General features: G+C 63.7%; 31 protein-coding genes. 14 read left to right on the top strand and 17 right to left on the bottom strand.

Annotation, left to right across the window (positions count from 1 at the left end; all coding sequences use genetic code 11):
- Positions 1 to 78: 78 nt before the first annotated feature.
- From Q0982_RS06745 to Q0982_RS06705, 9 genes are all read right to left on the bottom strand, one after another.
- Entirely contained in the window at positions 79 to 684 is a 606-nt protein-coding gene (locus tag Q0982_RS06745; RefSeq protein WP_299393254.1) for a hypothetical protein, read from the bottom strand.
- A 70-nt stretch (positions 685 to 754) separates the two neighbouring features.
- On the bottom strand, positions 755 to 1,360 hold the full coding sequence (locus Q0982_RS06740) for a hypothetical protein (RefSeq protein WP_299393251.1): 606 nt from the start codon (positions 1,358 to 1,360) through the stop codon (positions 755 to 757).
- 301 nt (positions 1,361 to 1,661) lie between these two features.
- The gene (locus Q0982_RS06735) at positions 1,662 to 3,212 is read right to left on the bottom strand and encodes a phage/plasmid primase, P4 family (protein WP_299393249.1); all 1,551 of its coding nucleotides are present in this window, start codon (positions 3,210 to 3,212) and stop codon (positions 1,662 to 1,664) included.
- Positions 3,212 to 3,508: a hypothetical protein gene (locus Q0982_RS06730; RefSeq protein WP_299393247.1), complete on the bottom strand. Its 297-nt coding sequence runs from the start codon at positions 3,506 to 3,508 to the stop codon at positions 3,212 to 3,214. The genes Q0982_RS06735 and Q0982_RS06730 overlap by 1 nt, the downstream gene beginning before the upstream one ends.
- 79 nt (positions 3,509 to 3,587) lie before the next feature.
- Entirely contained in the window at positions 3,588 to 4,985 is a 1,398-nt protein-coding gene (locus Q0982_RS06725) for a site-specific DNA-methyltransferase (RefSeq protein WP_299393244.1), read from the bottom strand.
- Between the two features lie 2 nt (positions 4,986 to 4,987).
- Complete coding sequence (locus tag Q0982_RS06720; RefSeq protein ID WP_299393243.1) at positions 4,988 to 5,224, bottom strand: hypothetical protein; 237 nt, start codon at positions 5,222 to 5,224, stop codon at positions 4,988 to 4,990.
- Positions 5,225 to 5,232: 8 nt separating this feature from the next.
- Positions 5,233 to 5,589, bottom strand: a complete 357-nt coding sequence (locus Q0982_RS06715) for a hypothetical protein (RefSeq protein WP_299393240.1) — start codon at positions 5,587 to 5,589, stop codon at positions 5,233 to 5,235.
- Between the two features lie 38 nt (positions 5,590 to 5,627).
- On the bottom strand, positions 5,628 to 6,218 hold the full coding sequence (locus tag Q0982_RS06710; protein WP_299393237.1) for a transglutaminase-like cysteine peptidase: 591 nt from the start codon (positions 6,216 to 6,218) through the stop codon (positions 5,628 to 5,630).
- On the bottom strand, positions 6,218 to 7,204 hold the full coding sequence (locus tag Q0982_RS06705) for a CHC2 zinc finger domain-containing protein (protein WP_299393234.1): 987 nt from the start codon (positions 7,202 to 7,204) through the stop codon (positions 6,218 to 6,220). The genes Q0982_RS06710 and Q0982_RS06705 overlap by 1 nt, the downstream gene beginning before the upstream one ends.
- A 63-nt stretch (positions 7,205 to 7,267) precedes the next feature.
- Here Q0982_RS06705 and Q0982_RS06700 point away from each other — a divergent pair, with 63 nt between their 5' ends.
- Positions 7,268 to 7,543, top strand: a complete 276-nt coding sequence (locus Q0982_RS06700) for a type II toxin-antitoxin system RelE/ParE family toxin (RefSeq protein WP_299393232.1) — start codon at positions 7,268 to 7,270, stop codon at positions 7,541 to 7,543.
- A gap of 59 nt (positions 7,544 to 7,602) precedes the next feature.
- Positions 7,603 to 8,109: a helix-turn-helix transcriptional regulator gene (locus Q0982_RS06695; protein ID WP_299393230.1), complete on the top strand. Its 507-nt coding sequence runs from the start codon at positions 7,603 to 7,605 to the stop codon at positions 8,107 to 8,109.
- Positions 8,110 to 8,141: 32 nt separating this feature from the next.
- Here Q0982_RS06695 and Q0982_RS06690 read toward each other — a convergent pair whose 3' ends face one another.
- On the bottom strand, positions 8,142 to 8,633 hold the full coding sequence (locus tag Q0982_RS06690; RefSeq protein WP_299393229.1) for a phage regulatory CII family protein: 492 nt from the start codon (positions 8,631 to 8,633) through the stop codon (positions 8,142 to 8,144).
- Here Q0982_RS06690 and Q0982_RS06685 point away from each other — a divergent pair.
- A complete protein-coding gene (locus Q0982_RS06685) occupies positions 8,632 to 9,855 on the top strand; it encodes a S24 family peptidase (RefSeq protein WP_299393227.1) in 1,224 nt (407 codons plus the stop codon). The genes Q0982_RS06690 and Q0982_RS06685 overlap by 2 nt on opposite strands.
- A 7-nt stretch (positions 9,856 to 9,862) precedes the next feature.
- Here Q0982_RS06685 and Q0982_RS06680 read toward each other — a convergent pair whose 3' ends face one another.
- Entirely contained in the window at positions 9,863 to 10,462 is a 600-nt protein-coding gene (locus Q0982_RS06680; RefSeq protein ID WP_299393224.1) for a hypothetical protein, read from the bottom strand.
- A gap of 194 nt (positions 10,463 to 10,656) precedes the next feature.
- Between Q0982_RS06680 and Q0982_RS06675 the strand changes: the two genes are divergently transcribed.
- The 9 genes from Q0982_RS06675 (at position 10,657) to Q0982_RS06640 (ending at position 16,475) form a co-directional block, all read left to right on the top strand.
- Complete coding sequence (locus tag Q0982_RS06675) at positions 10,657 to 10,971, top strand: hypothetical protein (protein ID WP_299393223.1); 315 nt, start codon at positions 10,657 to 10,659, stop codon at positions 10,969 to 10,971.
- Positions 10,968 to 11,237, top strand: a complete 270-nt coding sequence (locus Q0982_RS06670; RefSeq protein WP_299393220.1) for a hypothetical protein — start codon at positions 10,968 to 10,970, stop codon at positions 11,235 to 11,237. Before Q0982_RS06675 ends, Q0982_RS06670 begins: the two co-directional genes overlap by 4 nt.
- Positions 11,237 to 11,833 (top strand): hypothetical protein, encoded by a 597-nt coding sequence (locus Q0982_RS06665; RefSeq protein WP_299393218.1) that lies wholly within the window; start codon positions 11,237 to 11,239, stop codon positions 11,831 to 11,833. The genes Q0982_RS06670 and Q0982_RS06665 overlap by 1 nt, the downstream gene beginning before the upstream one ends.
- 229 nt (positions 11,834 to 12,062) lie before the next feature.
- Positions 12,063 to 12,368: a hypothetical protein gene (locus Q0982_RS06660; protein WP_299393215.1), complete on the top strand. Its 306-nt coding sequence runs from the start codon at positions 12,063 to 12,065 to the stop codon at positions 12,366 to 12,368.
- Complete coding sequence (locus Q0982_RS06655; RefSeq protein WP_299393213.1) at positions 12,365 to 12,676, top strand: hypothetical protein; 312 nt, start codon at positions 12,365 to 12,367, stop codon at positions 12,674 to 12,676. Before Q0982_RS06660 ends, Q0982_RS06655 begins: the two co-directional genes overlap by 4 nt.
- Before the next feature lie 316 nt (positions 12,677 to 12,992).
- Positions 12,993 to 14,054 (top strand): site-specific integrase, encoded by a 1,062-nt coding sequence (locus tag Q0982_RS06650; RefSeq protein ID WP_299393210.1) that lies wholly within the window; start codon positions 12,993 to 12,995, stop codon positions 14,052 to 14,054.
- Positions 14,055 to 14,070: 16 nt separating this feature from the next.
- Entirely contained in the window at positions 14,071 to 14,721 is a 651-nt protein-coding gene (locus Q0982_RS06645; protein WP_299393208.1) for a hypothetical protein, read from the top strand.
- 2 nt (positions 14,722 to 14,723) lie between these two features.
- Positions 14,724 to 15,059 carry a GrlR family regulatory protein gene (locus Q0982_RS23845; RefSeq protein ID WP_367575446.1) on the top strand — a complete coding sequence of 112 codons (336 nt, stop codon included), beginning with the start codon at positions 14,724 to 14,726 and terminating at the stop codon, positions 15,057 to 15,059.
- Between the two features lie 144 nt (positions 15,060 to 15,203).
- The gene (locus tag Q0982_RS06640) at positions 15,204 to 16,475 is read left to right on the top strand and encodes a site-specific integrase (RefSeq protein WP_299393206.1); all 1,272 of its coding nucleotides are present in this window, start codon (positions 15,204 to 15,206) and stop codon (positions 16,473 to 16,475) included.
- Here the strand turns inward: Q0982_RS06640 and Q0982_RS06635 are convergent.
- Complete coding sequence (locus Q0982_RS06635; RefSeq protein ID WP_299393203.1) at positions 16,472 to 17,137, bottom strand: class I SAM-dependent methyltransferase; 666 nt, start codon at positions 17,135 to 17,137, stop codon at positions 16,472 to 16,474. The two genes, Q0982_RS06640 and Q0982_RS06635, sit on opposite strands and share 4 nt — an antisense overlap.
- A gap of 297 nt (positions 17,138 to 17,434) precedes the next feature.
- On the opposite strand from Q0982_RS06635, the gene Q0982_RS06630 reads away from it, so the two are divergent.
- Positions 17,435 to 17,767: a hypothetical protein gene (locus Q0982_RS06630; protein WP_299393201.1), complete on the top strand. Its 333-nt coding sequence runs from the start codon at positions 17,435 to 17,437 to the stop codon at positions 17,765 to 17,767.
- Between the two features lie 4 nt (positions 17,768 to 17,771).
- Here the strand turns inward: Q0982_RS06630 and Q0982_RS06625 are convergent, their stop codons facing one another.
- The 3 genes from Q0982_RS06625 to Q0982_RS06615 form a co-directional block, all read right to left on the bottom strand.
- Positions 17,772 to 18,425, bottom strand: a complete 654-nt coding sequence (locus Q0982_RS06625) for a heme-binding protein (RefSeq protein WP_299393198.1) — start codon at positions 18,423 to 18,425, stop codon at positions 17,772 to 17,774.
- A gap of 585 nt (positions 18,426 to 19,010) precedes the next feature.
- Complete coding sequence (locus Q0982_RS06620; protein WP_299393196.1) at positions 19,011 to 19,547, bottom strand: TadE/TadG family type IV pilus assembly protein; 537 nt, start codon at positions 19,545 to 19,547, stop codon at positions 19,011 to 19,013.
- The gene (locus Q0982_RS06615) at positions 19,547 to 20,068 is read right to left on the bottom strand and encodes a TadE/TadG family type IV pilus assembly protein (protein ID WP_299393193.1); all 522 of its coding nucleotides are present in this window, start codon (positions 20,066 to 20,068) and stop codon (positions 19,547 to 19,549) included. The genes Q0982_RS06620 and Q0982_RS06615 overlap by 1 nt, the downstream gene beginning before the upstream one ends.
- A gap of 478 nt (positions 20,069 to 20,546) precedes the next feature.
- Here Q0982_RS06615 and hspQ point away from each other — a divergent pair, with 478 nt between their 5' ends.
- Positions 20,547 to 20,870, top strand: a complete 324-nt coding sequence (gene hspQ, locus Q0982_RS06610) for a heat shock protein HspQ (protein WP_299393192.1) — start codon at positions 20,547 to 20,549, stop codon at positions 20,868 to 20,870.
- 63 nt (positions 20,871 to 20,933) lie between these two features.
- Here the strand turns inward: hspQ and Q0982_RS06605 are convergent, their stop codons facing one another.
- On the bottom strand, positions 20,934 to 21,338 hold the full coding sequence (locus tag Q0982_RS06605) for a DUF6362 family protein (protein WP_299393188.1): 405 nt from the start codon (positions 21,336 to 21,338) through the stop codon (positions 20,934 to 20,936).
- Between the two features lie 151 nt (positions 21,339 to 21,489).
- The gene (locus Q0982_RS06600; protein WP_299393187.1) at positions 21,490 to 21,978 is read right to left on the bottom strand and encodes a hypothetical protein; all 489 of its coding nucleotides are present in this window, start codon (positions 21,976 to 21,978) and stop codon (positions 21,490 to 21,492) included.
- Positions 21,979 to 22,083 lie beyond the last annotated feature (105 nt).

The following is a 22,083-nucleotide window of genomic DNA, read 5'->3' as shown; positions in this document are numbered from 1 at the left end:
GCTGACAGTTTCAACACTTCCGCGGTGGCGCGTTCCCCGTGTCCGTTTGCGCGCCGGAAGGACCCATCGGCCCCTCGGTCACCTTGCGGTGCGCAGCGCCCGCTTCAGAGCCACGAAGAAGCGGCGGTTGAACTGTCGGTTCACCACCCCGGTGGCGTCCTCATAGAAGCGGAAGCTTCGGTCGATGCGCGCGGTCTGCGGCATCGTGTAGAGCAGTTGCACCCCCGCCTTGGTCCGCCGCCAGAGGCCAGCCTCCGGACGTTTGAACCGGCCAACGAAGACGTTCGGCTTGTTCCGCAGCGTCGTCGGCTGCAGCGACCGTGGCACCTTGCCCGTCCCCGTTCGCTTGACCTTCCGTGTCGGGACCGCCAATCGCCGCCCCGTGAAGGGACGCTTGGTCCCCCCTGTCGTGTGGCGCTGGAGATAGTCCCGCCCCAGGCGATCAAAGAGCGTCGCCTCCAAGCGCTTCTTGGTCGCCTTCTTCACCCGCATGGCTGCGGAGGGAAACCGCTTGTTGCGGATCTTGAAGGCCTCCCCGAAGGTGCGCCCAACGATGCGCCGTCGCACAGCGAAGATGGTCCCATTCAAAGCCTGCGACGTCGCGAAGGGTAGTTGCCTGCGTTGAACACGGGTGAGGTAGCGCTCGAGCTCTTTGATGTTCGAGCGCACCGAGAGGTCAATCACATGGCTGGCTCCGCGCAAGAGAAAGCCCGCCGCGACGGGTGTCGGGCGGGCTTCGGTCGATGAACCTACTTCACTGTGCCGAAAGGTAGTCAACTTTTTTCTGCTTCGTCAAGGGCTCTCCTTTCCAGGGCGCGCGCGGCGCCGAAGGGCCGGTCACCGTGAACGCCCGCATGACCAGCGTCTCGACGAGCGCCGCCATCGCGTCCCACCACTGCTTGTAAGTCCTGCGCACGAAGTCTATGCGCGCCTGCGGTGGGTCGGCCTCAATGAGACAGTAAGACGGTTTGGTACAAGCCCTATCGCGGTAAACCATCTTCGGTTTTCCATTGCCGCGGAGCACGGGACACATCCTTGTCGAAGCGCCCGGCATGAAGTCCGGGCGCGTGGCCGTCTTCGCATGCCGCCACACCAGTGCGCCATCCGACTGGGGCAAGGCGAGTACCGCCTCATGCACGGCCTCCGCATCTGGGTCGAGATCCTGGGCACCCGCTGTCGGGACACCCGGTCCAGACCGATCGATGCGGCAGCCGAGCGCGGCCATGTGCATCAAGCCCTGTGCGTTCGTCGTGACCGGCCCCGGCCCGATGCCGCTGAGGCGGGAGGCCACCTTGTCGGCCGCCTTGGTCTGATAAGTCCAGATCAGCAGCCTTTCGATATCGATTTCTTCCCTGTGCATGATCTTCACCCTAGGCCAAAGTTCTCATTCGTTTCACCCGGACAGCTGTCCAAGGAGGCGACTTCCCATGGACGGTTTTCTGGACGGTTGCTGCTCGGCAGATAGTTGGCGTTTCAATGACTTCCAATGGTTCTTGGACGGTTGGACCGTTTTCAGGGCCTACGCATAGCGCGCGCGCCCGCCTCATGCGGTGTGGAAAACCGTCCAAACCGTCCAACTGTCCAAACCCTATGATATCCCTCGCCTTTTTTCTGGACGGTTAGGGACGGTAGGGACGGTTGGGGACATCCGTCCCATGCCCTCAGTCGTCGCCATAAGGTTGATCCCCCGGCTGTTGGAGGTCGGGATCGTATCCCGGCTCCAAGGCCAGATCGCTGTAGTAGTAGGTCCCGATTTTCGAGCGCTTGTAGCCGCGGTCGCCCAGCGTCTTGCCGAAGGCGGTCTGTTTGAGCGGCGTGACCGCGCTGTCCTTGCACCAGAGTTCATAGGCCTTGTAGAGGCGGGAGGCCTGCACAGTCGCACCGGGGTCGTGCCTGGTCGCCGAGGCGAGAAACTGGCCGACGGGATCGCTTTCGCTGCGGTAGGCATCGGTCGCCGCCCGCACCCCGTCCGGCACCGCCAGTCCGCCTTCGACCCAGAGCCGGAAGCCGTCGAGCAGCCAGTTCAGGATGCCACTGCCTTCGTCCTTCAGTTTCGACAGCAGCGCACGGTCGCGCTCCGGCTCCGGGATGGTGACATCGAAAGGCACCATCAGGAGCCGCCGCCAGATCCCTTCGTCCTGACCCCGCACCGAGGGCTTGTGGTTGAACGACAGCACCAGTTTGAAGGTGGGCTGGAACTCGAAGAAGTCGCGGTTCAGGTGCCGCGCCGTGATGGTCTCGCCACCGGTCAGCGACTTCAGCAGCGACTCGGAGAAGCGCTGGCCGATCTCGGGCTCGCTCGCGCTCACAAGCCGCGCGCCTGGCAGCCGGGCGATATCCGGCGTCGCCTCGGAGCCGCGCCGCTTGTCGTCGTGCAGCAGCGAGGCAAAGGGCAGCGCCAGCCCATAGCGGCCCATGATCCAGGACACCACCTCGATAAGGGTCGACTTTCCGTTGGCCCCCTGGCCGTGGAACAGCACCAGCGCCTGTTCCGAGGTGTCCGCTGTCAGGCAGTAGCCAAACCACCGCTGCACGAAGCCACGGATCTCCGGGTCCGGCAGGATGCGCTGCAGGAAGGCCTGAAAAATCGGCGCGTCCGCCGCCGCCTTAAAGGCAACCGGCGCGACCTTGCTGATGCGGTCGGCGCGGTCGTGGGGCTTCAGCCACACGCCCTCGGTGTCGTCGCCCGCCGGCCCGAGGTGCAGCGTCCCGTTCTGGACGTTGAAGAGGAAGGCGTCCGCGTCCATGTCCTCCAGACGCCGAGCGAGGTAGGGCACGGACTCGCGCAGCATCGAGTGAATGCGGTTCGAGTTGCCGGAGCCCACACCCCAGGACCGATGCTTCGCGACCCGCTCCTGAAAATCCTTGTCGGCCTCATCCTCGAACGGGCCATCATCGACAATGGCCTCCGCTTCTTCTTTGACATCGCCCGCCGTCCAGTGGGCCCGCAGTTGCGCTTCCAGGTCGCCGCGCTCGCCATCCCAGTGCGTACCTTCCCAGCAGAACCAGCCGATCCCTTCCACATAGGTCAGGTCCGGCCCGTAGCGCTTGATCAGCCGCTTGGCGTTGCCGACGTCGTTCTTCGGCAGATAGGCGCAGGCAAGGTTGAGCGAATCGCCGTCGCCGCCGCCCTGCGGGAACTCCACGACTTCCGCTTGGTCGATGGCGTCGCGGATACCCGCCTCGCCGGATGGGTTTGCCTGACCGGGCATCAGAACAGGCACCCCTGGTCCGGCCCTTGCCGCCGCGGTGGCGATACTGTGCGCTCCGGCACCGGCTCGCCTTCCGCCCTGCGCTTCACGTTCCAGAAGTCGTCCGGCAGGTGATCGCCGCAGTAGGGCTTGCCGAAATAGCCGTAGGTGCCGCGACCGCCGCAGATCCCGCAGCGCTCGGCCTTCGGCTCAGGCGGCGGCGAGGCGGCGGCGCGCGGCGGATTTGAAGCGTGGCCACGCTTCGCGTGCGCTGCTTGCTGGCGTTCCCTGGCGCCGTCTCGCGCTGCTCGGCTCATGCCCGTCCCTTCATCACCCTGTCGCCCCTGGATAGCCCGCCGCCGAAATGCGGATTAGGGCGCAAAGATTGCGCCCCCATCACCGCGACGCCCCGCCGAAGAGGGGCAGCCCCTCGGGTCCGTCATCAGGCAGGTCTGCCTCGACCCGCCCCAGGCCGGTCCGGATACGCCGCCGGGCCATGCGGGCATAATCCGGATGCAGTTCGATCAGGATCGCGTTCCGTCCCATGGCCTCCGCCACCAAACCTGTTGTGCCCGCCCCTCCGAAGGGGTCCAGCACCGTCCCGCCCATCGGGCAGCCCGCCCGGATGCAGCGCTCCACAAGCTCAGGCGGGAAGGTCGCATAGTGCGCCTCGGCGAAGGACGCCGTCGGCATCTCCCAGACCACGGGCGGGGCGGGCTCGTAATTGCGCAGCAGGCGACCGTTGGCCTGCTGCTCCTCGCGGGTCATCTGGTCCCAGCGCTCCTTGAAGCCCGCATGCTCTCGCGCGTGACCCCGTTGCTTGTCTTTCGGTTGCCGCATGCCGCGAAAACTTCGCGCGATGGTCTGTCCGCCCGGGCCGCCGTCGGCCCACTTGTGGTCGTCGGAGCGGCCCCGCTCGTAGCGTGCCAGGCTCTCCGGGTCTGCCGGGACCCGCACCGCCTCGGCATCGTAGTGATGGCGCATAGCGATCCAGCGCTTGCCGAGCCGTTGATCCTTGGTCGACTTCATCACCGCCATCTCGCTGTGATCCGGATCGTAGGAGATCTCGCCCGTATCCCGTGCCCGCCAAAGGTTCACCCGGTCCGACTTGGTCAGCATGAAGATTTTCTCGTGTGCCGTCGCCGGACGGCTGACCCCGGAAGAATCCGGCATGGCGTTAGGCTTGGCCCAGACGCACTCCGCCTTGACCCACCACCCCCATTCCTGCAGGGCAATGGCCAGCCGGTTCGGGACCATGCAGAGGTCCCCGGGCTTAAGGTATCCCCCGGCCACCACCCGCCCCTTGACGTCCTCCCGCCGAGCCAGATGCAACCCCCCGGTCGTGCGCTGGCGGTAGTCGGCATCGAAGACCGGCCCCGCAGCATTCTTGCCGCCGCCCCGGCGGCCTGCGCCCTTCGGTGTCTCGAAGGGCTTGCCGGCAACCGGCGGATGTATCGGCCCCGTGGTCTTCATCGGCTTGTCGCGGAACGTGCGGTCGTCGCCCCCCTTGGCCTTGGTCTCCGCTGCGGAGCGTCCGTTGGGCTCGGCCGCATAGCAGTCGCCGTAGTTCAGCCACAGCACGCCCCCCGGCTTGAGGACCCGGTGGACCTCAGCGAAGACCCCCACCATGGCCTCCAGGTGTTCGCCAAGGCTCGCCTCCAGGCCCATCTGTCCCTCGACGCCGTAATCGCGGAGGCCCCAGTAGGGCGGCGAGCAAATGCAGCTGTCGACGCTTTCATCCGCCAGCGTTCGAAGGTGCTCCAGGGCATCGCCGACGAGAAGCCTGACCGCCATCGTCAGCCCTCGACCTGCTTGCTCACCCGGGCGATGCAACCGCTGCAGATCCGGTTGCCGGCATTCACGGAACGGAAGGGCTCGCGGCAGGAGAGACAGTGTCGCGTCTTCACGCTCGCGCGGTCGTCGCAATAGCGGTACGCGCCTGGCGTTGGCAGCGGATCGACCCGCCGGGAATTGCAGCGGCCCGAGGAGGACTGGGCCGCCAGGGCCGCCGCCGGGATCCGCGCACGCTTCACCCGGGGGTTCACAGCAGCGCTCCCGGCAACTCGCCCCAAGGGGAGAGGACCAGGTCCCAGCCGAGCCGGCGCTGCGCCTCGCGCACCGTGTCCCGCACCCCGCGACGGCTGACCGCCAGAAAGCGGAGGGGCGCCGTATTGCGGTAGGTCTCGCCGACCACGATCAGCCAGATCCGCTTGCCCGTGATGGTCGCGCGGCGTGGCACCACCGCGATCCACGACTGCGGCAGCACCATCAGCGCGCAGCGCTCCCCGCCGTACCAGTAGCGTTCCCAGTGCGCGGTAATCATCACAGGACGCCGACGCCGGACGCCCTGTGGAAACCGCAGTCTGGGCTGCGGGGAGAGTTCCTGTGTCTGAGTCATGCAATCTCCTTTCTGTGGCCCGCTCCGCCTCGCTCCCATCACCGCGTCCCCGTGCTGGCTGCCCAGACGCCGCCGAAGTCGAGCGGCTTGGCCTCGGCGCGTTGCCACAGATCGGTCCCGGGGCTCTGCCAGAGCAGGAACGTCACGTTGCTGTGTTCAATCGGCAGGGCGTGGTCGTTGCGGTTGTCGAGGACCAGGGTTTGGCCGTCGGCGGCATCCACCAGAAGGACGAGGTGGTAGACGCCTTCGGGCGTGCGCCCCATGGCCAGCCGCAGCGCCCCGCGCGGGAAGTCCCGGTCGAGAAGATCGAGCAGCTTCTGCCGCGCATAGTCGTCGCAGTCGCTGCCAGAAAGCCAGTCGTCGACCGCCTCGGGCGTGTAGATCATCGAACGGTTGACGCGCCTGTTGACGGCCCTGGCCTCGTCGAGCCGGCCCATCTCCACCTGCGCGGCCTTGTGCCTGCGCATCGAGAGTTCGGGCCGCCGCCGGACCGCACGCCGGAAGGCTCTGGGCGCGCGGCAGTGGTCGAGTTTGAAATTCTCCGGGTCCTCCATGCAGGTCCAGGCGGAAGCCGCCGTGGAGAAGCTCAGGCAGACCGAGATGACGACGAGTCGGAGCAGCTTCTGCATCAGGCCTGCTCCCGGTGCATGTCGTTGAAGTCCTGGCCCTCGCCGGGCCAAGCGATGCGCACCCAGCGACCGTGGTCGTGGTGCCAGCGGGCCGCGCCCTCGATCTGTGCGTCGTAGGCAGCCTGATCCTTCACGTCCCGCTCGCCGCAGAGGATGACGCCCTCGACCTTCCGCGGCAGGACGGCTGCGCCCATGCCGCCGACCGAAAGCGCCGCCCAGCAGCTGCGCTTAATGGCCTGCTGAACGGAAAGAGAGGTTTCGATCCCCTCGCCCATCGGCAACTCGCGCTCTACCGGGCCGAGGCGCACGCAGCCGCCCCAGCAGGCACCGGCCATCTGTTTGGGGTCGCAGACATTGGCCTTGTCGAGACCGCCGGGCTGCAGGAAGGTCCGGTGGATGCCGGTGATGCGGCCCTGGCCGTCCTGGACCGCTGCGACCATGGCAGGAAAGATCAGCCCCGTACCCTTGTGCTTCAGCCCGGGATGGAAGCGGATGGTCGGCGGGATAGGAATGGTGATCCCGCGCCGCCGCAGGTAGCGCTCGACCCAGGTCCCGGCGGCGGGTCGGCTTTCGGCGAAGCGGCTGCGTGCCCAGGCGATGGACCGCGCCCGGTCCTGGGAGGCTTCCTCCTCGCTCTTGCGCGGTACCGGCGGCTTGCGCGGCAGCGTCCGCCCCTCTCGGTCGGCGATCAGGCCCGCCTGCACCGCAAGCTCGGCGACCGCCTCGCGAAAGGCCAAGCCGTGGTGGTCCTTCAGCCAGTCGATGGCGTCACCCCGCGCGCCGCAGCCGTAGCACTTGTAGGAGCCGCGCTCTTCGCTGACCGTGAAGGACGCCGTCTTCTCCTGGTGGAAGGGGCAAAGCCCCCAGTGCCGCCCGCCCCGCCGCGTCAGCGGTACGTCCCGCCCGATCAGGTGGACGATCCGGGTGCGCTCCCGCACTTCGCGGACAAAGAAGTCGGTGAACTGCTGGCTGCCGCGCCGGGTCACGTGAACTCCTCGAGCCGCAAAAGTTCGCCGTGACCGAACTTTATTCTTGCAAAAAAGTTCGATATGAGCGAACATTTCGACATGGACTTGACGTACAAAAAGACCCCGGCGAAGCGTCTGATCCGCATGCCGAGAAATAGGGCGGAAGCCATCAGGGCGGCCATCGAAGCGGTGGCGAAGGACCCCTTCGGCCACCACCCGAACCTCAAACCCTTGCAGGGTATGAAGAACGGGTTCAGGCTTCGGGTCGGGGAACGACGGGTCTCCATGACCATCGACCGCGACACAGGAACCGTCGAAGTATTTGAAATCGAGCCGCGCGGCAGCGCATACCGATGAATACGGAGGTGCAGAGATAACAGGCGATACGGAAGATCTGTGAAGGAGGAGGAAGAAGGATGAAGAAGTCTCGCAGCGGACGTTCGAGCAAACCAGCCACCGCGCGCAGCGGCAGCACGAAGGCGCGCGACGTCAAGACCATCGCGGGTTCTGCGATGACCATCAGCAAGAGCTCGAGAAACACCGAGGCATTTGTGCCCATTTCCAAACAAGCACGCCAGGGAACGCGCGTCATTGAAACAGTCACCCTGCCCCGTGCAGACTTTGACGCACTGGTCGAGGCAGCCGAAGACAACAAGTCCCGCCGGGCCTACGAGGCGACGCGCGACGAGGAGACCTTCCCCGCCGAGGTGGTCAACGCCATTCTCGACGGCGAGAACGCTGTGAAGGTCTGGCGCGTCTACCGCGGACTGAAACAGACCGAACTGGCGAAGGGCATCGGCATCAGCAAGAGCCACCTCTCCGAGGTCGAGTCCGGCAAGGCGAACCTGTCCGTTCCCGTCCTCAGCGAACTGGCGAACGCGCTTGAAGTGGACATGGAGATGCTGGTCCCAGCAACGCGCTAACGCGCTTGCCGGTGGTACTTTCGCCGCGGCACTCATCTGCCCCGGCCCTCCTGGTCTGCAATCGAACGCATGACGGCCCGGATCTGGCCGAGATGGGCCATGGCCTTGTCGACTTCCTGGATCACCTCCCCGGCTTCGCGCGGCGTGATCATTCCGTCGGCGAGGATCTCGCCGAACTTGGCAAAGATGTCGGAACTATCTTTGGCCAGGGCGGCAAGCCGAACTGACCAATCCCCGTCCAGACCGCCCTCGCGCGGCAGGGTCAGCAGAACCGCGCCGGCCTCGGCGGCCAGGAAGCGGGTCACGATGGGCTGCCCGCAGTGTGTCTCCAGGGCACGGATCACGTCTGCGGGCATGTGGTAGTTGGCGTTGTCCTCGCTCTCGTCCGTGTATCGAAACAGCGAGGCCTTCCCGACCCGGGCCACGTCGGCGGCACGGGGCCCGCCGCCGCAGGATTCGATCAGATCCGACACCGCTGCCTTCAGGCTCGCGGGATTTCGATCCTTGTACCGAGACTTAGCCATGGCTGATCTCCGTTACTTCGCCTGCCAGGTTGCCGATGCTTTCTTCGACGGCATCGCTTCCCAGCAGGCCCAACGTCCTCACGGTCTGTTCGACCCGGAGCCAGAGACGCCCGTTGGGGAAGGTCTGCCGGGCCTTCCAACGCTGCCAGGAAGCCCGGCTGACACCAGCCCGGGTACAGAAGAGGTCGACGGGGATCTCCCGCTCGGCGAGGGCTGCCTCGATGGCGGCTATGCGGGAGACGAAGTCCATGGCGAGAGAATATGCGCATTATTGCGCACACAACAAGCGCAAAAATACCTTACGCTTGGAAGCGCAATGATGTGCAGTCTTGCGCCGACGCCAATCAGGACAGAGTCGCAACCGATGCCGCAAGCAAAGCGCCGTCCGAGCGCAGCCGATGCCGAGCAGGAGCGGGCGCGGACCTATGTGCGTGAGATCCTCGCTGAGACCGGGTGGAGCCCGACCGAGCTGGCCCGCAAGGCCGGACTTGCGCCGTCCACCCTGAACCGCTTCCTCAATCAGGAGGTCAAGCACACCCTCTCGCGGCGCAGCATTGCCAAGATCGCAGAGGCCGCCGGAAAGGCGCAGGCGCACCAGGGTGCTTCAAAGGCGATCGCGCAATTGGAACAGCAGATCGCCGATCTGCCGGAAGGCCGGGAACGCGAACAACTGCTGCGCAGTTTGGCTGAGATACGCGCTCACGAAGCCCTTGGCGCCGCGATGCAGTCATGGGATCTGTATACCGCGCGGGCTAAATCGGCCAACCTCAGCTTCATGCCCGTGCGTGGCACCGTAGAAGCCGGCGCCTGGCGCGAAGCGATGGAATGGCCGCAGGAAGACTGGTATCCGGTCGGTGTCGCCGGGGTCGAGCGCTACACCGCCCTGCCCCAGTTCGGCCTTGTCGTGCGCGGCCCCTCAATGAACCTCGTCTATCCGGAGGGCTCGATCCTTGCCTGCGTCTCCTTCCTCCATCTCGGCCGTGAGCCCAAATCCGGTGAGCGCGTGATTGTCGAGCATCGCCGCGGAGATCTGGTCGAGGCGACCGTGAAGGAGTTCGTTGTCGAGCAGGGTCGAGGGCGGCTCTATGCCCGATCCGACAATCCCCGCTACGCAGGCGTCGTTGACCTACCGGCCCCCGGCGAAACCGCCGAAATCCACGACGACGCGATCCTAGTGACCGCCCTGGTGATTGCCTCGATCCGGCCCGAGGCGACAGCCTAATCGCGCCTCATTGAAGTTCGGGCGGCTGAGCAACTCCTCCCATCACATCCAAAAAATGGAGGCGTGCACAGTTGCTCGCAATTCGGTTCATAGCATTCAGGACATCTCCTTCGACTAGGTTTCGGCGCGGAGGATTATCTTCGACGAAGCGCTTAGCTAGGTTCTCCAACTCACCGAAAGCCGGTCTCATCAATGCCTTACAACTAACGTCACCCGTATAACCCAAGGCCCGAAGATTCGCTTGTGCAGCCTTGATCTCTAGAGTGGGATCAACACCGAAAAACCCATTGGCATAACTGATGGGAATTGCGTTCTCTCTCAGTTCATCCAGAGCTCCCTCCGGGAACGAGACACCAGAGTACTGATCTATAACTTCGGCTGCCCACTGCCTTAGCTGCGGCGTCTCCGGGCTGTTCTTCGGATCCTCCCGCAAAATCGCGATCGCCAATTCGGTGGTACGCAGTTTCACGTCCCGGTCCTTAAGATTTGCGTTCACCACATAGCCGGCAAAGGCGACGATTATGGGCACAGCGACCGTGGCGAAAATCGTCGCCACCGACTGCGCTTTGCTCCATCCGTCCCTCGGACTTGTCTGCCCGTCCACCATGCGCGCCCCTCCCGCCTACTCGCGATAGACTGACAACAACCTCACTACACCATAGCACGAGCCCTTAGGAAACGGCACCTGCCCTGGGGACTCCCGCGCAAACCGTAGGGTTTTCCTGCGTGCGCATTTTGATGCTTGCTTGATGCGCATTTTTGCGCATATCTTTTCCATATCAATCCTGGAGAGAGACCCCTATGACCCACGAAGACCTCCTCGAATGCAACACGGATGCGCCGATCGGCCCGCAGGACCGCGGTCGGGCACGAACCCTCGACCGGATGATCCCGGTCCGCCGCCCCCGCATCGCGCGCGTGCGCTGCCGCCTAAAGGCTTACAAACCCGCAGGATTGATTGAGTCCATGGCCCGCACCCTCGTGCGCGTGAAGCAGGAGCGCGGCACCTGCGACCGCATGGATTTGGTTGCGCAGGGCTTCAGCCTGGAGGCCATCGACAAGTTCAGCCTTGCAGCCGTGCAGCGGGCGAGAGGGATCGAGCAGGCGCTGCGATGATCTCCAGCCGCATGACCTCCGGCCTCGAACTCTGCGCCTACTCGCTCTGGCAGACGGCGGCTCTGGCCCGGCACGGCCTGCGTCAGGGCAACCCCGCCACGGTCGCCGAGTGCCTCCACGCCCTCGACCAGATCCGTGGCTACGCAAAGCGCGACAGCCTCGCCCGCTGCGCCGCCTCCACCCTCGTGGGCCTTCGCCGGGACGCTCGCTTCTATTTGGGCCGGGTGCCCACCCGCAACACCGATCCCGTCACGAGGTTTCCTTGATGCCCACAGCCTCCAGACCCACCCGCCGGGCCGCCACCATCAAGACCGTATCAGGACGCCAATGGCATCTGGCCGCGCCCCAGGGTGCGCAGTTGCACTGGCCCGACATCGCCGAGCATCTCGCCAAGATCAACCGGCACATCGGCGCGACAGCGCTGCCGATCTCGGTCGCCGAACACTGCGTCCGCGTCGCCGACATCCTCCCGCCGGATCTCCGGGCCTACGGGCTGCTGCACGATGCACACGAGGCTTACCTGAACGACACGCCCGGCCCGCTGAAGGACCTGCTGCGCGAGGAGTACGGAACCCCGATGCTGCTTGACATCCTGGAGGAGCGGCACGACCGCATCATCTACCCCGCTGCCGGGCTCTCCTGGCCTCTCCCCGCCGAGACCAAGCAGCAGGTGAAGCACGCCGACGACGTGATGTTCGCCACCGAGGTGCGCGACCTTAAGCCAAGCTTCGTGGCTGCCGACCTCTGCGGCTACCCACCACCCGACCGGGTCGTCATCAAGCCCTGGCCCTGGCCGCGCGCCGCCGAAGTCTGGCTCCAGCGGTTGCAGGAGTTCTGCCCCGCAACACAGTCGAGGGATTAGCGGCCATGTCCGAACAGCAACCTCCGCACCCGGAGGCGGTCTTCGACCCGATGTGGCGCAGTAGCTATAACCCGGCACCCCTCGATGGCTGGCGCTTCTTTTATCGCTGCGCCAGTGGCTGTCCCGATGCCGTGGGATCTATGCCGGCCACGAACGACCCGGACGCATACCCAACGGAGTGCCCCGACTGCGGTGGTCCCGTCGAGCGTTTCGTGCCGGAGTGTCCGTCTTGACCGGCAACGAAGACTTGGAGACGGATCTGATCCTGATCCCGTCAGGGTCCCCGCAGACCGAAGCCGACGCCTTCGTCCTTCAGTTCGTCGAACGGGTCCGGGCCATGGCCGGTCCGCACGGGGGCCTCCGGATGGTCGAGTGCTGTCTGAGCGCGGTGATCATGCTGGTCGCCCGCACGCAGCAGGACCCCGCTGCCTTTGCCGACTGGCTCCGGGGCTTCGCCGACGACTTTCCCCAGCATGTCGCCAAAGTCCGGCTCGCGAACACGCGCCCGGCCAACAGCGAGGACAAGCCGCTATGACCGCTCCGCTCGCCCGCCTTCCGCGACCGCCGCGCTTGGCCTATTGCCGCGAGTGCGGCCAGCCCTTCTATCCGCGCCGGCATGATCAGGCTTTCTGCGTCGACGCCTGCCGGCGCAAGCGCAACGACCGGGAGCGCAGCCAGGGCCGCACGGCCCTGCCCCTCATCCTGGCCTGGAGGCTGGAGCGCAAGCCCGGTGCCCTGGGCGCCCTCACCCGCTTCGCCGACGAGGTTGCCGACGGCGAGCGCAAACGTCGCCGCGAACACGCGGCCATCCGCGAGCAGGTTGAAGGACGCGTTGGCCGATGAGGCCTCGCAAAACTCACCTGGGCCCAAAACGACAAAGTCCGGATCATCTGACCCTCGGTGAGGTTGCAGAGCGCCTTGGCAAAAGCGCGCGTTGGCTGCAAACTCGTCTTGCTGAAGATCTCCGTCAGCCGCCAGCCGACCGCCGCCTGCAGTTGCACGGCTACATAGGAAGGTCGAAGGTATGGACCGAAAGTCAGTTTCACGCCCTCAAGGCCGCCATCCTGTCGGCGGATACGGCCTTAAGGTCGTCGTTCGGCCCGGCACGACAAAGCTCCACATCACGGGAACTTTGCGCGTTGCAGGAACCAGCGTCCGAGTGCGCCGAAGCACAGGCCTTGATATCAGCGCGCCTAAAGCCTGGGAAGCCGCCGAGGCCATCCGGATCAAGGTCGAAGCGGAAATCCTGGACCAAGCAGTCTACGGACGCCCGCCACCAGACCTCATCGCCACCCTTGCGGCTCATTACATCAAAGCCGTAGATCCTGGCCCGGCCGATCTGCGCAATCTGCGCGAACTGATTGACGCCTTCGGCAAGCGCCCGATCATCGACATCAGCCGCAAGGACATAGAAAGCTTCTATCGCCACCGCTTTGCCCATGCCAAGCCGCAGACCCAGCGGCGGCACGAGAATACGCTTCACGCACTCCTGACCTTCGCTGTGAAGAAGGGCTACCTTCCGGCAATGACCTACTGGGAGCGCACCAAGATTCCGCGCAAGAAGGGCACAGGCGTGGTCAAGCGCTTCCTGCCGGGTGAAGCAGAACTTCTGATCGACTGTGCCCGGCCGCACCTGCAGCCTCTGCTGGCCACGCTCCTGGTCACGGGCGCGCGCGTCGCACAGACACTCTATCTGCAGCGCGAGCACTTCGTCTTGGTGCCGGGAAATGGGCGCGTCACCTTCCCCAAGACCAAGAACGGCAACGCCTATTCGCGGCCCCTACACGATTACGCCGTTCAGATTCTGATCGAATGGGTGAACAGCCGCAGGGATCCGCACCCCGACATGTTCCTCACCTACTACCGTGCGCCCTATACGGTCCAGCGCGGCACAGGCGGCCAGATCCGCCAGGGATTCCTGCGCGCCCGCCGCGCATGCGTGCGGACTTTGAAGGCGAAGGCCCTCCATGACAGAGCGCGGGTAATCAGCCAGGCAACACCACACTGGTTTCGCCACAACTTTGCGAACACGCTTCGGCAGGACCACGGACTCGACCCGCGCACCATCGCTGAGGCCGGGATGTGGGAGAGCGTTTCACTGGTCAACGAAACCTACATCGCTGACGCGCCCGCGCATGTGGAAGAGGCGATCAAGGGGATGGCGTTTGGCAAGATCAATTCGCCGCACGTCAGACTTGGCCGCATAAAGAACCAAAATTAGATACTGGATAGTCCGCATGAATTCGCAGCACTCCACTATCCTTCGCAGCCCACTAACAGTTCTTGGAGGGTTTGCCGGGCTGTCAGAAGTGTCAATGGCCTACGTCCTAATCAAGCTATCGCCCGAGCTACAATCTACCTTTGTCTGGTTTGTTATGCTGTTTCCTGTGGTGCTGGTGATTGGTTTCTTTTTTATCTTGTTTGTAAGGCCAGCCGTCTGGTTCTCTCCGCAAGACTATGACGACCCAAAGCACTATTTGGACTCGATTGCTGGGACCAACACTAACTCGAAGATCAAGGCGCAGGTTTCACAACTGGAAGAAACTGTGAATGGCTTGCAGGAAGGTTTGGAGAAGCTTGCCAACCGAACACCCGATGGCAAAGAAATCGGCGACTGGATCGCAAAGCGCCGGGAGAGGCTTCAGACCCTCGGCAGCTTGCGAGGGAACAGCCTCTACACATTCTTGATTGATGAACTTGTTCTAGAGGAGCAGGAGGTTCTTGAACTCTTACGATCAAGTGAAAATGCGCTCGATCTCCCAACTCGACTTGAACGTCGTCTTGGAGACTCTTGGAAAGCTGAGCGGCTGAAAAGTGTAGTCGAGAACTTCCCTCAAACGCAAAGCGACTTCGAGAAGCTCGCCAGTATTCTTAAGGACGGAGGTTAGTTATGCTATCCGGATTGTTCGGCGTTGACTTTCAAGCCAGCAACCGAGATTTCGGTTCAGGAATTGTTGTAATCGACAATGGTAGAGTTAATGGCGGGGATGGATCATACTTCTATCAGGGCCGGTTCGATAACTACGGTGGCAAAGTCCGAGCGACTATCGAAGTAACGCACTACCGCGGTACCCCCAACTCGGTTATGGGTCCAATCTCCAGATTCACACTGAACTTGTCTGGTACATCTGATGACAGCGGCTTTGATCTTCAGGGCAGCAGTCAGAGTATCCCAAATGTCAGCATTAAGATGCGTGGAAGGAGAGTGGCGCCGCTGTTTGAGTGATGTCGACCACCCTACGGTCCTTTAACAGTGCCGTGAGTTTACAAGGCTCTTGTACAGTGTTTCCACACACCTGCCACGCACTCCCTGTCCTTATGGAGTGGCCGACCTACCCATTGGTTTGGCCCAACATGAGGATAGAAGACAATGCCCCGAGACCCATATGCCTCGCCCACACAGGCTGGCGGCCTGAGAGTCGTCCAGCGCAGTTCCAGCACAAAGCTCTATCTCAGCGGCACGGTCCGCATCGGCAAGAAGTCCATCCGCATAAGAGAAAGCACCGGTCTAGAAGCAAGGCAGCCTGGAGCCTGGGCGGCAGCCGAGGTGCTGCGCATCAAGCGGGAGGCGGAGGTCCTGGACCGCTTTGTCTACAAGCGCCTGCCTGACGCGCCCTTCGCGGATGTCGCGGAAGAATTCCTGCGCGTCCGCCAGCCTGTACACACTTCCGTTCGCATGGTCCGAGAGTTCATCGCCGCTTTTGGGCGCGTGCCCATAGCCGATCTCGATCGCACCGAGCTCGAAGGCTACTTCATCCGCCGTTGCCGCCACGTCCAGCCGACGACCAGGCGTCGTCTAGAGGGTCTCATGGCGGCCGTGCTTAACTACGCTGCCAAGGCTGGCTACCTCTACGCATCACCCTATTGGCCACGGATCCAAGTCCGCAACCAAGAGCGCAGCGCCGCCATGAAAAGGTTCTACCCTGGCGAAGTGGAGCTCCTCATCGACTGCGCAGCGGACCAACTGAAGCCGATGCTGGCCGTCCTCTACGCCACCGGCGCCCGCGTCGGCCAGGTCGTGCACCTCAAGCGCACTCACTTCACGTTCAGCGGGGATTTCGGACGCGTCTTCTTTCCAAAGACCAAGAACGGCCACTGCTATCTTAGGCCGCTGCACCCCTACGCCGCCGGCATGATGCAGGACTGGTTCCGCCGCCGGCGCGACATCCACCCCGAAGCCTTCCTGACGGAGCGGGGCCGGCCCTATCCCCACATCGAAGGCCGTGGGGGCCACATCCGCCATGCCTTTGCCCGCGCCAAGCGACGCTGCGTTCGGCAGATGAAAGCCCTCGGCTATCATGAGCGCGCCATGGTGATTCAGGAGGCTACGCCCCATTGGTTCAGGCACAACTTTGCCAACACGCTGCGCCAAGACCTGGGGCTCGACGCCAAGGCCATCGCGCTGGCCGGCATGTGGCGCAATCCGGCCGTGGTGGAGCGCTTCTATATCTCCGACGTCCCGATAGATCTGGAGGCCGTTGTGACGGCCCTGCCCCTCGGGCAGCGCCTGGGCAGCCTGCCGGCGCCCAGTACCAAGACCCAACATCTGCCACGAACCGCTATCAACGGCCGGCTCTGCCGCGGGGAAAGTGGACTTTTGGAAGTACGCCCGGAAAAGGAGCTTTGGACAGATTCGCGTTAGTCGCGGACAAACACTTGCGCGGCGCTATAGATCACTTCCTGGACGAGACCATCGCGAGCGTGCGGCCGAAGGGCCGCCTGTAAGTCCGCTTCCATGGCAGCGGCTTGATCACCAAGCACATCGCGGGCGGTCGAACTGTACGAGAAGGCCCGTTCAATCAGTTTGTCGATCGAGACCATCTGCGTATCAATGATCGTTGTGTTCCCGCGCCATCGAAAGCTGCTTCCGCTGAAGAACATCGCGTTCCCCTGGCTCCCGACGAAAGGATCCTCCTTCGTGTATCGCTGGCGCACTGCGTTGAAGTCTTTGTGCCAGGGATTGTACTCATAGCGGAACGTGCCCGCTTCACAGATCAGCACATGACCCCCAGGCTTGGTGATTTGTTGCAACGTGGCGCGCGTCGCCTGGTGTGGCAACCAGTGGAGCGCTCTGCCGATCGTCACAATATCAAAGACACCGACCTCTAAAGGCAGGTCTTCGACGGATGCACAGAGGAAGTCCGCCTCACAGGGCTCCTTGTAGTTACCCCTCCGGGCAACGGCTAGCATCTCCGGTTCTGCATCCACCAGCAAACAGGCAGAGACGTAAGGGGAAAAACCCTGCGCCAGAGCGCCCGGTCCAGAGGCTAGATCAGCGAGGCGCAAAGGCTCGCCTTCAAACATCTGAGTCCCCAATCCGGCGAAGAACCCCGGAAGGTAGGGTACGCGACTGTCGTAGATTGGAGCTGCGGAAGCGTATTCGGGTGTCGGACCAACCAACTCTTGCACTCACTCTAGCCTTGAGCCGCATGGTTGTCCGGTCACAGGCTCATGTCAACTTTTGAGCGAAAAAAGAGCTACGATACTGCGAGAGATAAGCAGCAGCGGGCCGAATTGAACGGGCAGCGGATCCAATTCGACGTACCGCTAGCTCTCGCTGCAAAACACTGGACCGAGTTCGTGCAGGAACATAGCGCCCTATTGCGGAAGATTGCCGTCCTCGGCGTGGGCATGGTCTTGGCCTATGGGCTGATCGGGCTGGATTTGACCCTCTGCCCGGCGGAGCCCGGCACGGGCTTCTATGCCGGCCTGGGACTGCTGGCCGTCTTGGGCTTCTTCAGCGCTGCCTGGGTATTCACGGGAACCGAGGCGCTCACCAGTTCCGCGGTCGCCGAGTTCCCACCGTTGTGGTTCCTGTTCTGGGTGCTGGCGGTCATCGCCCTCATGGCCCTGCTGCCCGTGGCCCTGATTGTCCTGTTTGCCCGTTACCTGAAGGCCAAGGCACGATTCGCCCGCGAGCGCGCGGAGCCCTGAAGCTTTAGCCTTCGGTGCTGAGTTCCACCATCACCTCATTGCGGCGCAAGGGGCCGGGCGTGAAGGGATCGTTGTAATAGGCGTAGGTCGGGCTGCCCTGGGGAGTCAGGCCTTGTTGCTCCAGCCAGGCCAGAAGCCTGGCCTCCTGCTCGGCAATCAGCGCATCGGTCGCGACGCCGGAAAAGCGGATCGCGGCCCGGCGGGCCGGCGGGAGCGGCTTCAGACTGACATCCGCAGAGGCCGGCAGTGGCAGATCCTCCAGGGCGTACTCGGAGGGCATGATGAAGCGCACGACCCAGGTATCTCCCTCACCGGTGCGCGCCTGCGTAACCGGGGCCGTCATGGCAATCTTTTCGCGGGATTGGGTCACCGGCGCGGTCATGGCGATCGACTGGCCCTCCCGTTCCTTGGCGAAGATGTAATTGGCCAGGGGAGAAAAGCCGGCGCGTACGGCGGCCCCGCGGTCTCCGCGGCGCAGCACTTCGGCCACGACGAGCGCCGGGTAGTCGCGCACTTCGATGGCGCCGTCCTGTGTTACGACCGCGTACTTCGGCTGCTCGACGTTGTTGGTGTAGTACCACCAGGCGCCAGCGGCGACAGCCGCCAGACCCACACCGCCCAGAACCACGAAGCCCAGCACCTTCATCGCCTTTCGCATCGTATCGACCCGATCGTCTCCAATGCCTCTTATACGGCGTGGATCCGAACTTGGTTTGATCCGTGTCAGAAGTAAGGCGGCGGTGAACCAGACCCACCGGTCCGCCGTAATGCTTCAAAACGGAGGCAAACACTATGAGAGACGTAAGAGCACTGTTGGTCCTGGGTCTGATCTTGTTTCTCTCGACCAAGCGCGACGGGCGGGCGCGGTTCGTCCCCGAGAAGGCCGCGGCCTAGGTGCCCCCCTCTCCTGCGCCCTCACGGCGCGGCGCGACGGGGGCCTTGAGGTTGGTCGGACCCGGCAGGCCGGGCCCGAGAGAGCGCTTGCTGGCACAAAGCTGACACAGTGGGGTCTGGCGTGGTGCGGAAACCGTAACAACATCAGTCTCCTAGCCAGACATCGACGCGCCCTTAGCAGGACTGTGCAACGAAAAAATTGCTGAATTCGCAATTTTTTTGACCGCTTGCGAAACCGGAGCTGGATGTCCTGCCGGGCCGGCACACAGCCGCCGCAGACCGCCTGCCGGATCAGCAGCTTCGCCGGCGGCGCGTGGCGGCGAGGACGATCCTTTCCGGGATGCCGGGGTTAGGAGGGCGGAGTCGGCCCTTCGACGAAGGCGCTGCGCCGGGGGCGCATGATCGAGACCTCCTCGATTTCGGTCTGCCCGACAACGAACCCGAGAAAGATAGGGGTGTAATCATAGGTCGCCCGGACGATCACCACGCCTTCCCCCGGCGGACCCATGTTTTGCGCCAGCGTGAGCGCATTGGGCACCGAACCGCCGTTGCGGCTTTCCTGCCAGTCCATTTCCGGCGCGCCGGTGTCTTCGTCGAACCGGATCGCAGTAATGCCGAGGGCCAGGGGCGCTGACGGGAAAGGCTCTACGACCAGTTCGGCAGCCCGAAGAATGTCGGTGATCTCGCCGTCTGTCACAATGCGCTTCTGCGTAATGAGGTCGGCCGTGGTCTGCGCCGCGGAGACCACCTTCCTGTCGAGCCGCAGCATGTTGGTGAACTCGACCACGCCGATCAGCAGCATCAGCATCACCGGCAACAGAACCGCGAAGTCTATTGTTGCGTTGCCGCGTCGATCGGCGGCGAATCTGCGCGCCAGGCTCAGCATCAGTTCACATCATAGGGTTCGTTCTGGAAAGCAACGGTCGAGATGAGCAGGTTGCCTGCGTCCCCGCCCGGCAACACCTGCTCGATCAGCGGCGTCATGAAATCCCAGCGGTAAATGGCACGGACAACGGTCACCGCTCCGCTGCCGCCGGGGGCGAAACCGTTGTTGACGATCTCACCGTCGTCGTCGACTTCGATCGGCATGGACACGGCTCCGAAGTCGGAGAAGGTACGGACGTTGAACATCACCTCGTTGCAGTCGATGACGTGATACAGCGAGTCGCAAAGCCTTTCGCGGAATGCCGTGACCGGGTCCGCCTCGCTTTGGACCTGACCGGTGCGGATCGCTCGCGCTGCTTCCGTGGTCGCCCCCTCCATCACGCTGCTGGTGAAGAACATGACGGAGACTTCCAGCATCCCGGTCAGAAGAAACACGAAGGGCGGCGCGACAAAGGCGAACTCGATCACCGCACTGCCGCGTTCATCGCGCAGCAGCCCCACGGCGCTCGCCGCACGCTTCAACAGGGACCGCCTGGAAGCACGGCTTCGACAGCCATCTCCCGGCCACTCCCCTTGACCATTCTTTGCTTTCGCACGCATCGCAATCCTCTCAAGGGAGGCACGCCGACGCCTTGGCGCCCGCGAGTCCTGATCCTCCTGAATAAGGATTCGACCGTGATCCGCTTAACAAACCCTTAAGTGAAAAAGGCTCCCCGAGGCACCTTGGCGCCGCCGCAGCCAGCCAGAGAGTCTGTCATGATTCAGCCAATTTGGCTCGAATTGTTTATTTAGTAATTACAATAAATTACAATGCTTTCTTCCAGTTCGATCTAAGAAAAAGACAAGATCGGAACTGTGCTAAATTCGAAGCGATTCATCGATCTGGCGTCCAACCTCTGATCCGCCTGCGCACCACTGTTCCCTTGTCTCGTCCGTTCAAGACCGCATATGACTAAGGGACATTAAAAACCTACAGGGCCGCTCCGGCGGCAGGCAGACGATGAGAACGGCGAAGTTTCAAATCGGTCAAATCGTGAAGCATCGCTTCTTTCCCTTCCGCGGCGTGATCTTCGACGTCGACCCGACGTTTTCCAACACTGAGGAGTGGTGGGAGGCGATCCCCGAGGACATCCGGCCGCGCAAGGATCAGCCCTTCTATCACCTGCTCGCCGAGAACTCGGAAACGTCCTACATCGCCTATGTATCGGAACAGAACCTCGTGATCGACGAAAGCGGCGATGCGGTATCCCATCCGCAGGTCGATGACCTCTTTACTGGCTTTGAAGACGGCCACTACGTGCCGCGCCAATCCCTCACCAACTGAGTCCCTTCATCGGTTGAATGCACGGTCGCCTGCTTGGCAGTGCCGCTTATGGAAGGGAAGCGACTAGCCTTCGGCATCCGCTTCCAGCCTCAGGTCCGAAGACACATGCGCGCAAAGACGCTTCAAAGCCCGGTCGCGGATGTCGTAGATCGTGCGTCGGCCGCATCCGAAGCGCCGGCGTAACGCGGCGACCTTCGCTCCGCAGGCGAGACCGAAGAGAACCGCGAGATCCCGCCGCGGATTGCTGCCGCCGGCCAGAGGCAGCCACGCAAGCACGGTGTCCATGCGGTCGATAGCCTCGGCACTGGCCGGGCTGCGCCGAAGCGTCGTTGCCGACGACGGCGAGCGCCCGTCCTGAAAGCTCTCCTCGTATTGCCGAACGACATCTGGCCAATGTGCACGGCTCGCCGCCGTCAGCCAGCCGCGCTCGCGGTTCGGCAGGCGCGAAAGCGTGTCCGCCGCCTCCATCAGCAGTTCCCAGATCGCGTCCCGAAGATCTGGGGTCTCGCGCCCGGCGGATCTGGCGAGCGCGCGCCCGTGTGCCAGGACCGACCTGGTCCGCGCCAGAACCTTTGGAGAAACACCTTGGGAACGCTTTGCTGACTCGCGAACGGCCATCTCAGGCGCCCCGCCAGAAACGAAGCGTCGGCCGCTTTGCGGACTGGGCTGGCCCGGCTGCCTGCCGACCGCCGGCCGACGGTTGCGCGGGCTGGCGGTCCGGAGTCAGCCTGCAGCCCCAGGCCGCCAATGCGCGCTTGGCGTCTTCCGTACTCCACACCGCGCGGGCCCCGTTTCCCGCCCGCTTCAGGGTTATCATCAGACTGCGTTCGTCTTCGGTCACCTTCTCCGCATCCACGCGCCTGAGGTCACCGTCCCACCAGCGGTCATGCGGCGCCTTCACGAACAGGAAGTAGCATCGCCCCGCGGGAGAAATGAGCACGATGTCGGGCTGTCGCCCCCGACCCGTTCCCTGGTCGAACGCCTGGTCGACCCCTTGGCCGGCCACGTCGCCGGATGCCGGTGCCGGCAGCATTCGGACGGTCCAGTCGTTGGGTGCACACCGCCGCAAGAGGTCTTTGATCGCCCGGCGCACGGTCGCGGCCTGCACTCTCCGCCCCTCCCGCGGCGACCCGGGCTGCGCAGCGCGACGTGTCTTTCCGGCTCTCTCCGACAAGGACCCTGTTGCTTCCGCCACTGCTTTCTCCCTAGAATA

This window comes from Pelagibius sp. (assembly GCF_028281305.1).
GTDB lineage: Bacteria > Pseudomonadota > Alphaproteobacteria > Kiloniellales > Kiloniellaceae > Pelagibius.
Note: the sequence above shows the minus strand (reverse complement) of the source record. Positions and strands in the feature narration are given on the sequence as shown.

Coding starts and splice junctions, on each gene's coding strand:
- Q0982_RS06740 (WP_299393251.1), bottom strand. CDS start 1,360: ATGCACAGGGAAGAAATCGATATCGAAAGGCTGCTGATCTGGACTTAT.
- Q0982_RS06735 (WP_299393249.1), bottom strand. CDS start 3,212: ATGCCCGGTCAGGCAAACCCATCCGGCGAGGCGGGTATCCGCGACGCC.
- Q0982_RS06730 (WP_299393247.1), bottom strand. CDS start 3,508: ATGAGCCGAGCAGCGCGAGACGGCGCCAGGGAACGCCAGCAAGCAGCG.
- Q0982_RS06725 (WP_299393244.1), bottom strand. CDS start 4,985: ATGGCGGTCAGGCTTCTCGTCGGCGATGCCCTGGAGCACCTTCGAACG.
- Q0982_RS06715 (WP_299393240.1), bottom strand. CDS start 5,589: ATGACTCAGACACAGGAACTCTCCCCGCAGCCCAGACTGCGGTTTCCA.
- Q0982_RS06710 (WP_299393237.1), bottom strand. CDS start 6,218: ATGCAGAAGCTGCTCCGACTCGTCGTCATCTCGGTCTGCCTGAGCTTC.
- Q0982_RS06700 (WP_299393232.1), top strand. CDS start 7,268: ATGAGCGAACATTTCGACATGGACTTGACGTACAAAAAGACCCCGGCG.
- Q0982_RS06695 (WP_299393230.1), top strand. CDS start 7,603: ATGAAGAAGTCTCGCAGCGGACGTTCGAGCAAACCAGCCACCGCGCGC.
- Q0982_RS06685 (WP_299393227.1), top strand. CDS start 8,632: ATGGCTGATCTCCGTTACTTCGCCTGCCAGGTTGCCGATGCTTTCTTC.
- Q0982_RS06690 (WP_299393229.1), bottom strand. CDS start 8,633: ATGGCTAAGTCTCGGTACAAGGATCGAAATCCCGCGAGCCTGAAGGCA.
- Q0982_RS06680 (WP_299393224.1), bottom strand. CDS start 10,462: ATGGTGGACGGGCAGACAAGTCCGAGGGACGGATGGAGCAAAGCGCAG.
- Q0982_RS06675 (WP_299393223.1), top strand. CDS start 10,657: ATGACCCACGAAGACCTCCTCGAATGCAACACGGATGCGCCGATCGGC.
- Q0982_RS06670 (WP_299393220.1), top strand. CDS start 10,968: ATGATCTCCAGCCGCATGACCTCCGGCCTCGAACTCTGCGCCTACTCG.
- Q0982_RS06665 (WP_299393218.1), top strand. CDS start 11,237: ATGCCCACAGCCTCCAGACCCACCCGCCGGGCCGCCACCATCAAGACC.
- Q0982_RS06655 (WP_299393213.1), top strand. CDS start 12,365: ATGACCGCTCCGCTCGCCCGCCTTCCGCGACCGCCGCGCTTGGCCTAT.
- Q0982_RS06645 (WP_299393208.1), top strand. CDS start 14,071: ATGAATTCGCAGCACTCCACTATCCTTCGCAGCCCACTAACAGTTCTT.
- Q0982_RS23845 (WP_367575446.1), top strand. CDS start 14,724: ATGCTATCCGGATTGTTCGGCGTTGACTTTCAAGCCAGCAACCGAGAT.
- Q0982_RS06640 (WP_299393206.1), top strand. CDS start 15,204: ATGCCCCGAGACCCATATGCCTCGCCCACACAGGCTGGCGGCCTGAGA.
- Q0982_RS06635 (WP_299393203.1), bottom strand. CDS start 17,137: ATGTTTGAAGGCGAGCCTTTGCGCCTCGCTGATCTAGCCTCTGGACCG.
- Q0982_RS06625 (WP_299393198.1), bottom strand. CDS start 18,425: ATGCGAAAGGCGATGAAGGTGCTGGGCTTCGTGGTTCTGGGCGGTGTG.
- Q0982_RS06620 (WP_299393196.1), bottom strand. CDS start 19,547: ATGCTGAGCCTGGCGCGCAGATTCGCCGCCGATCGACGCGGCAACGCA.
- hspQ (WP_299393192.1), top strand. CDS start 20,547: ATGAGAACGGCGAAGTTTCAAATCGGTCAAATCGTGAAGCATCGCTTC.
- Q0982_RS06605 (WP_299393188.1), bottom strand. CDS start 21,338: ATGGAGGCGGCGGACACGCTTTCGCGCCTGCCGAACCGCGAGCGCGGC.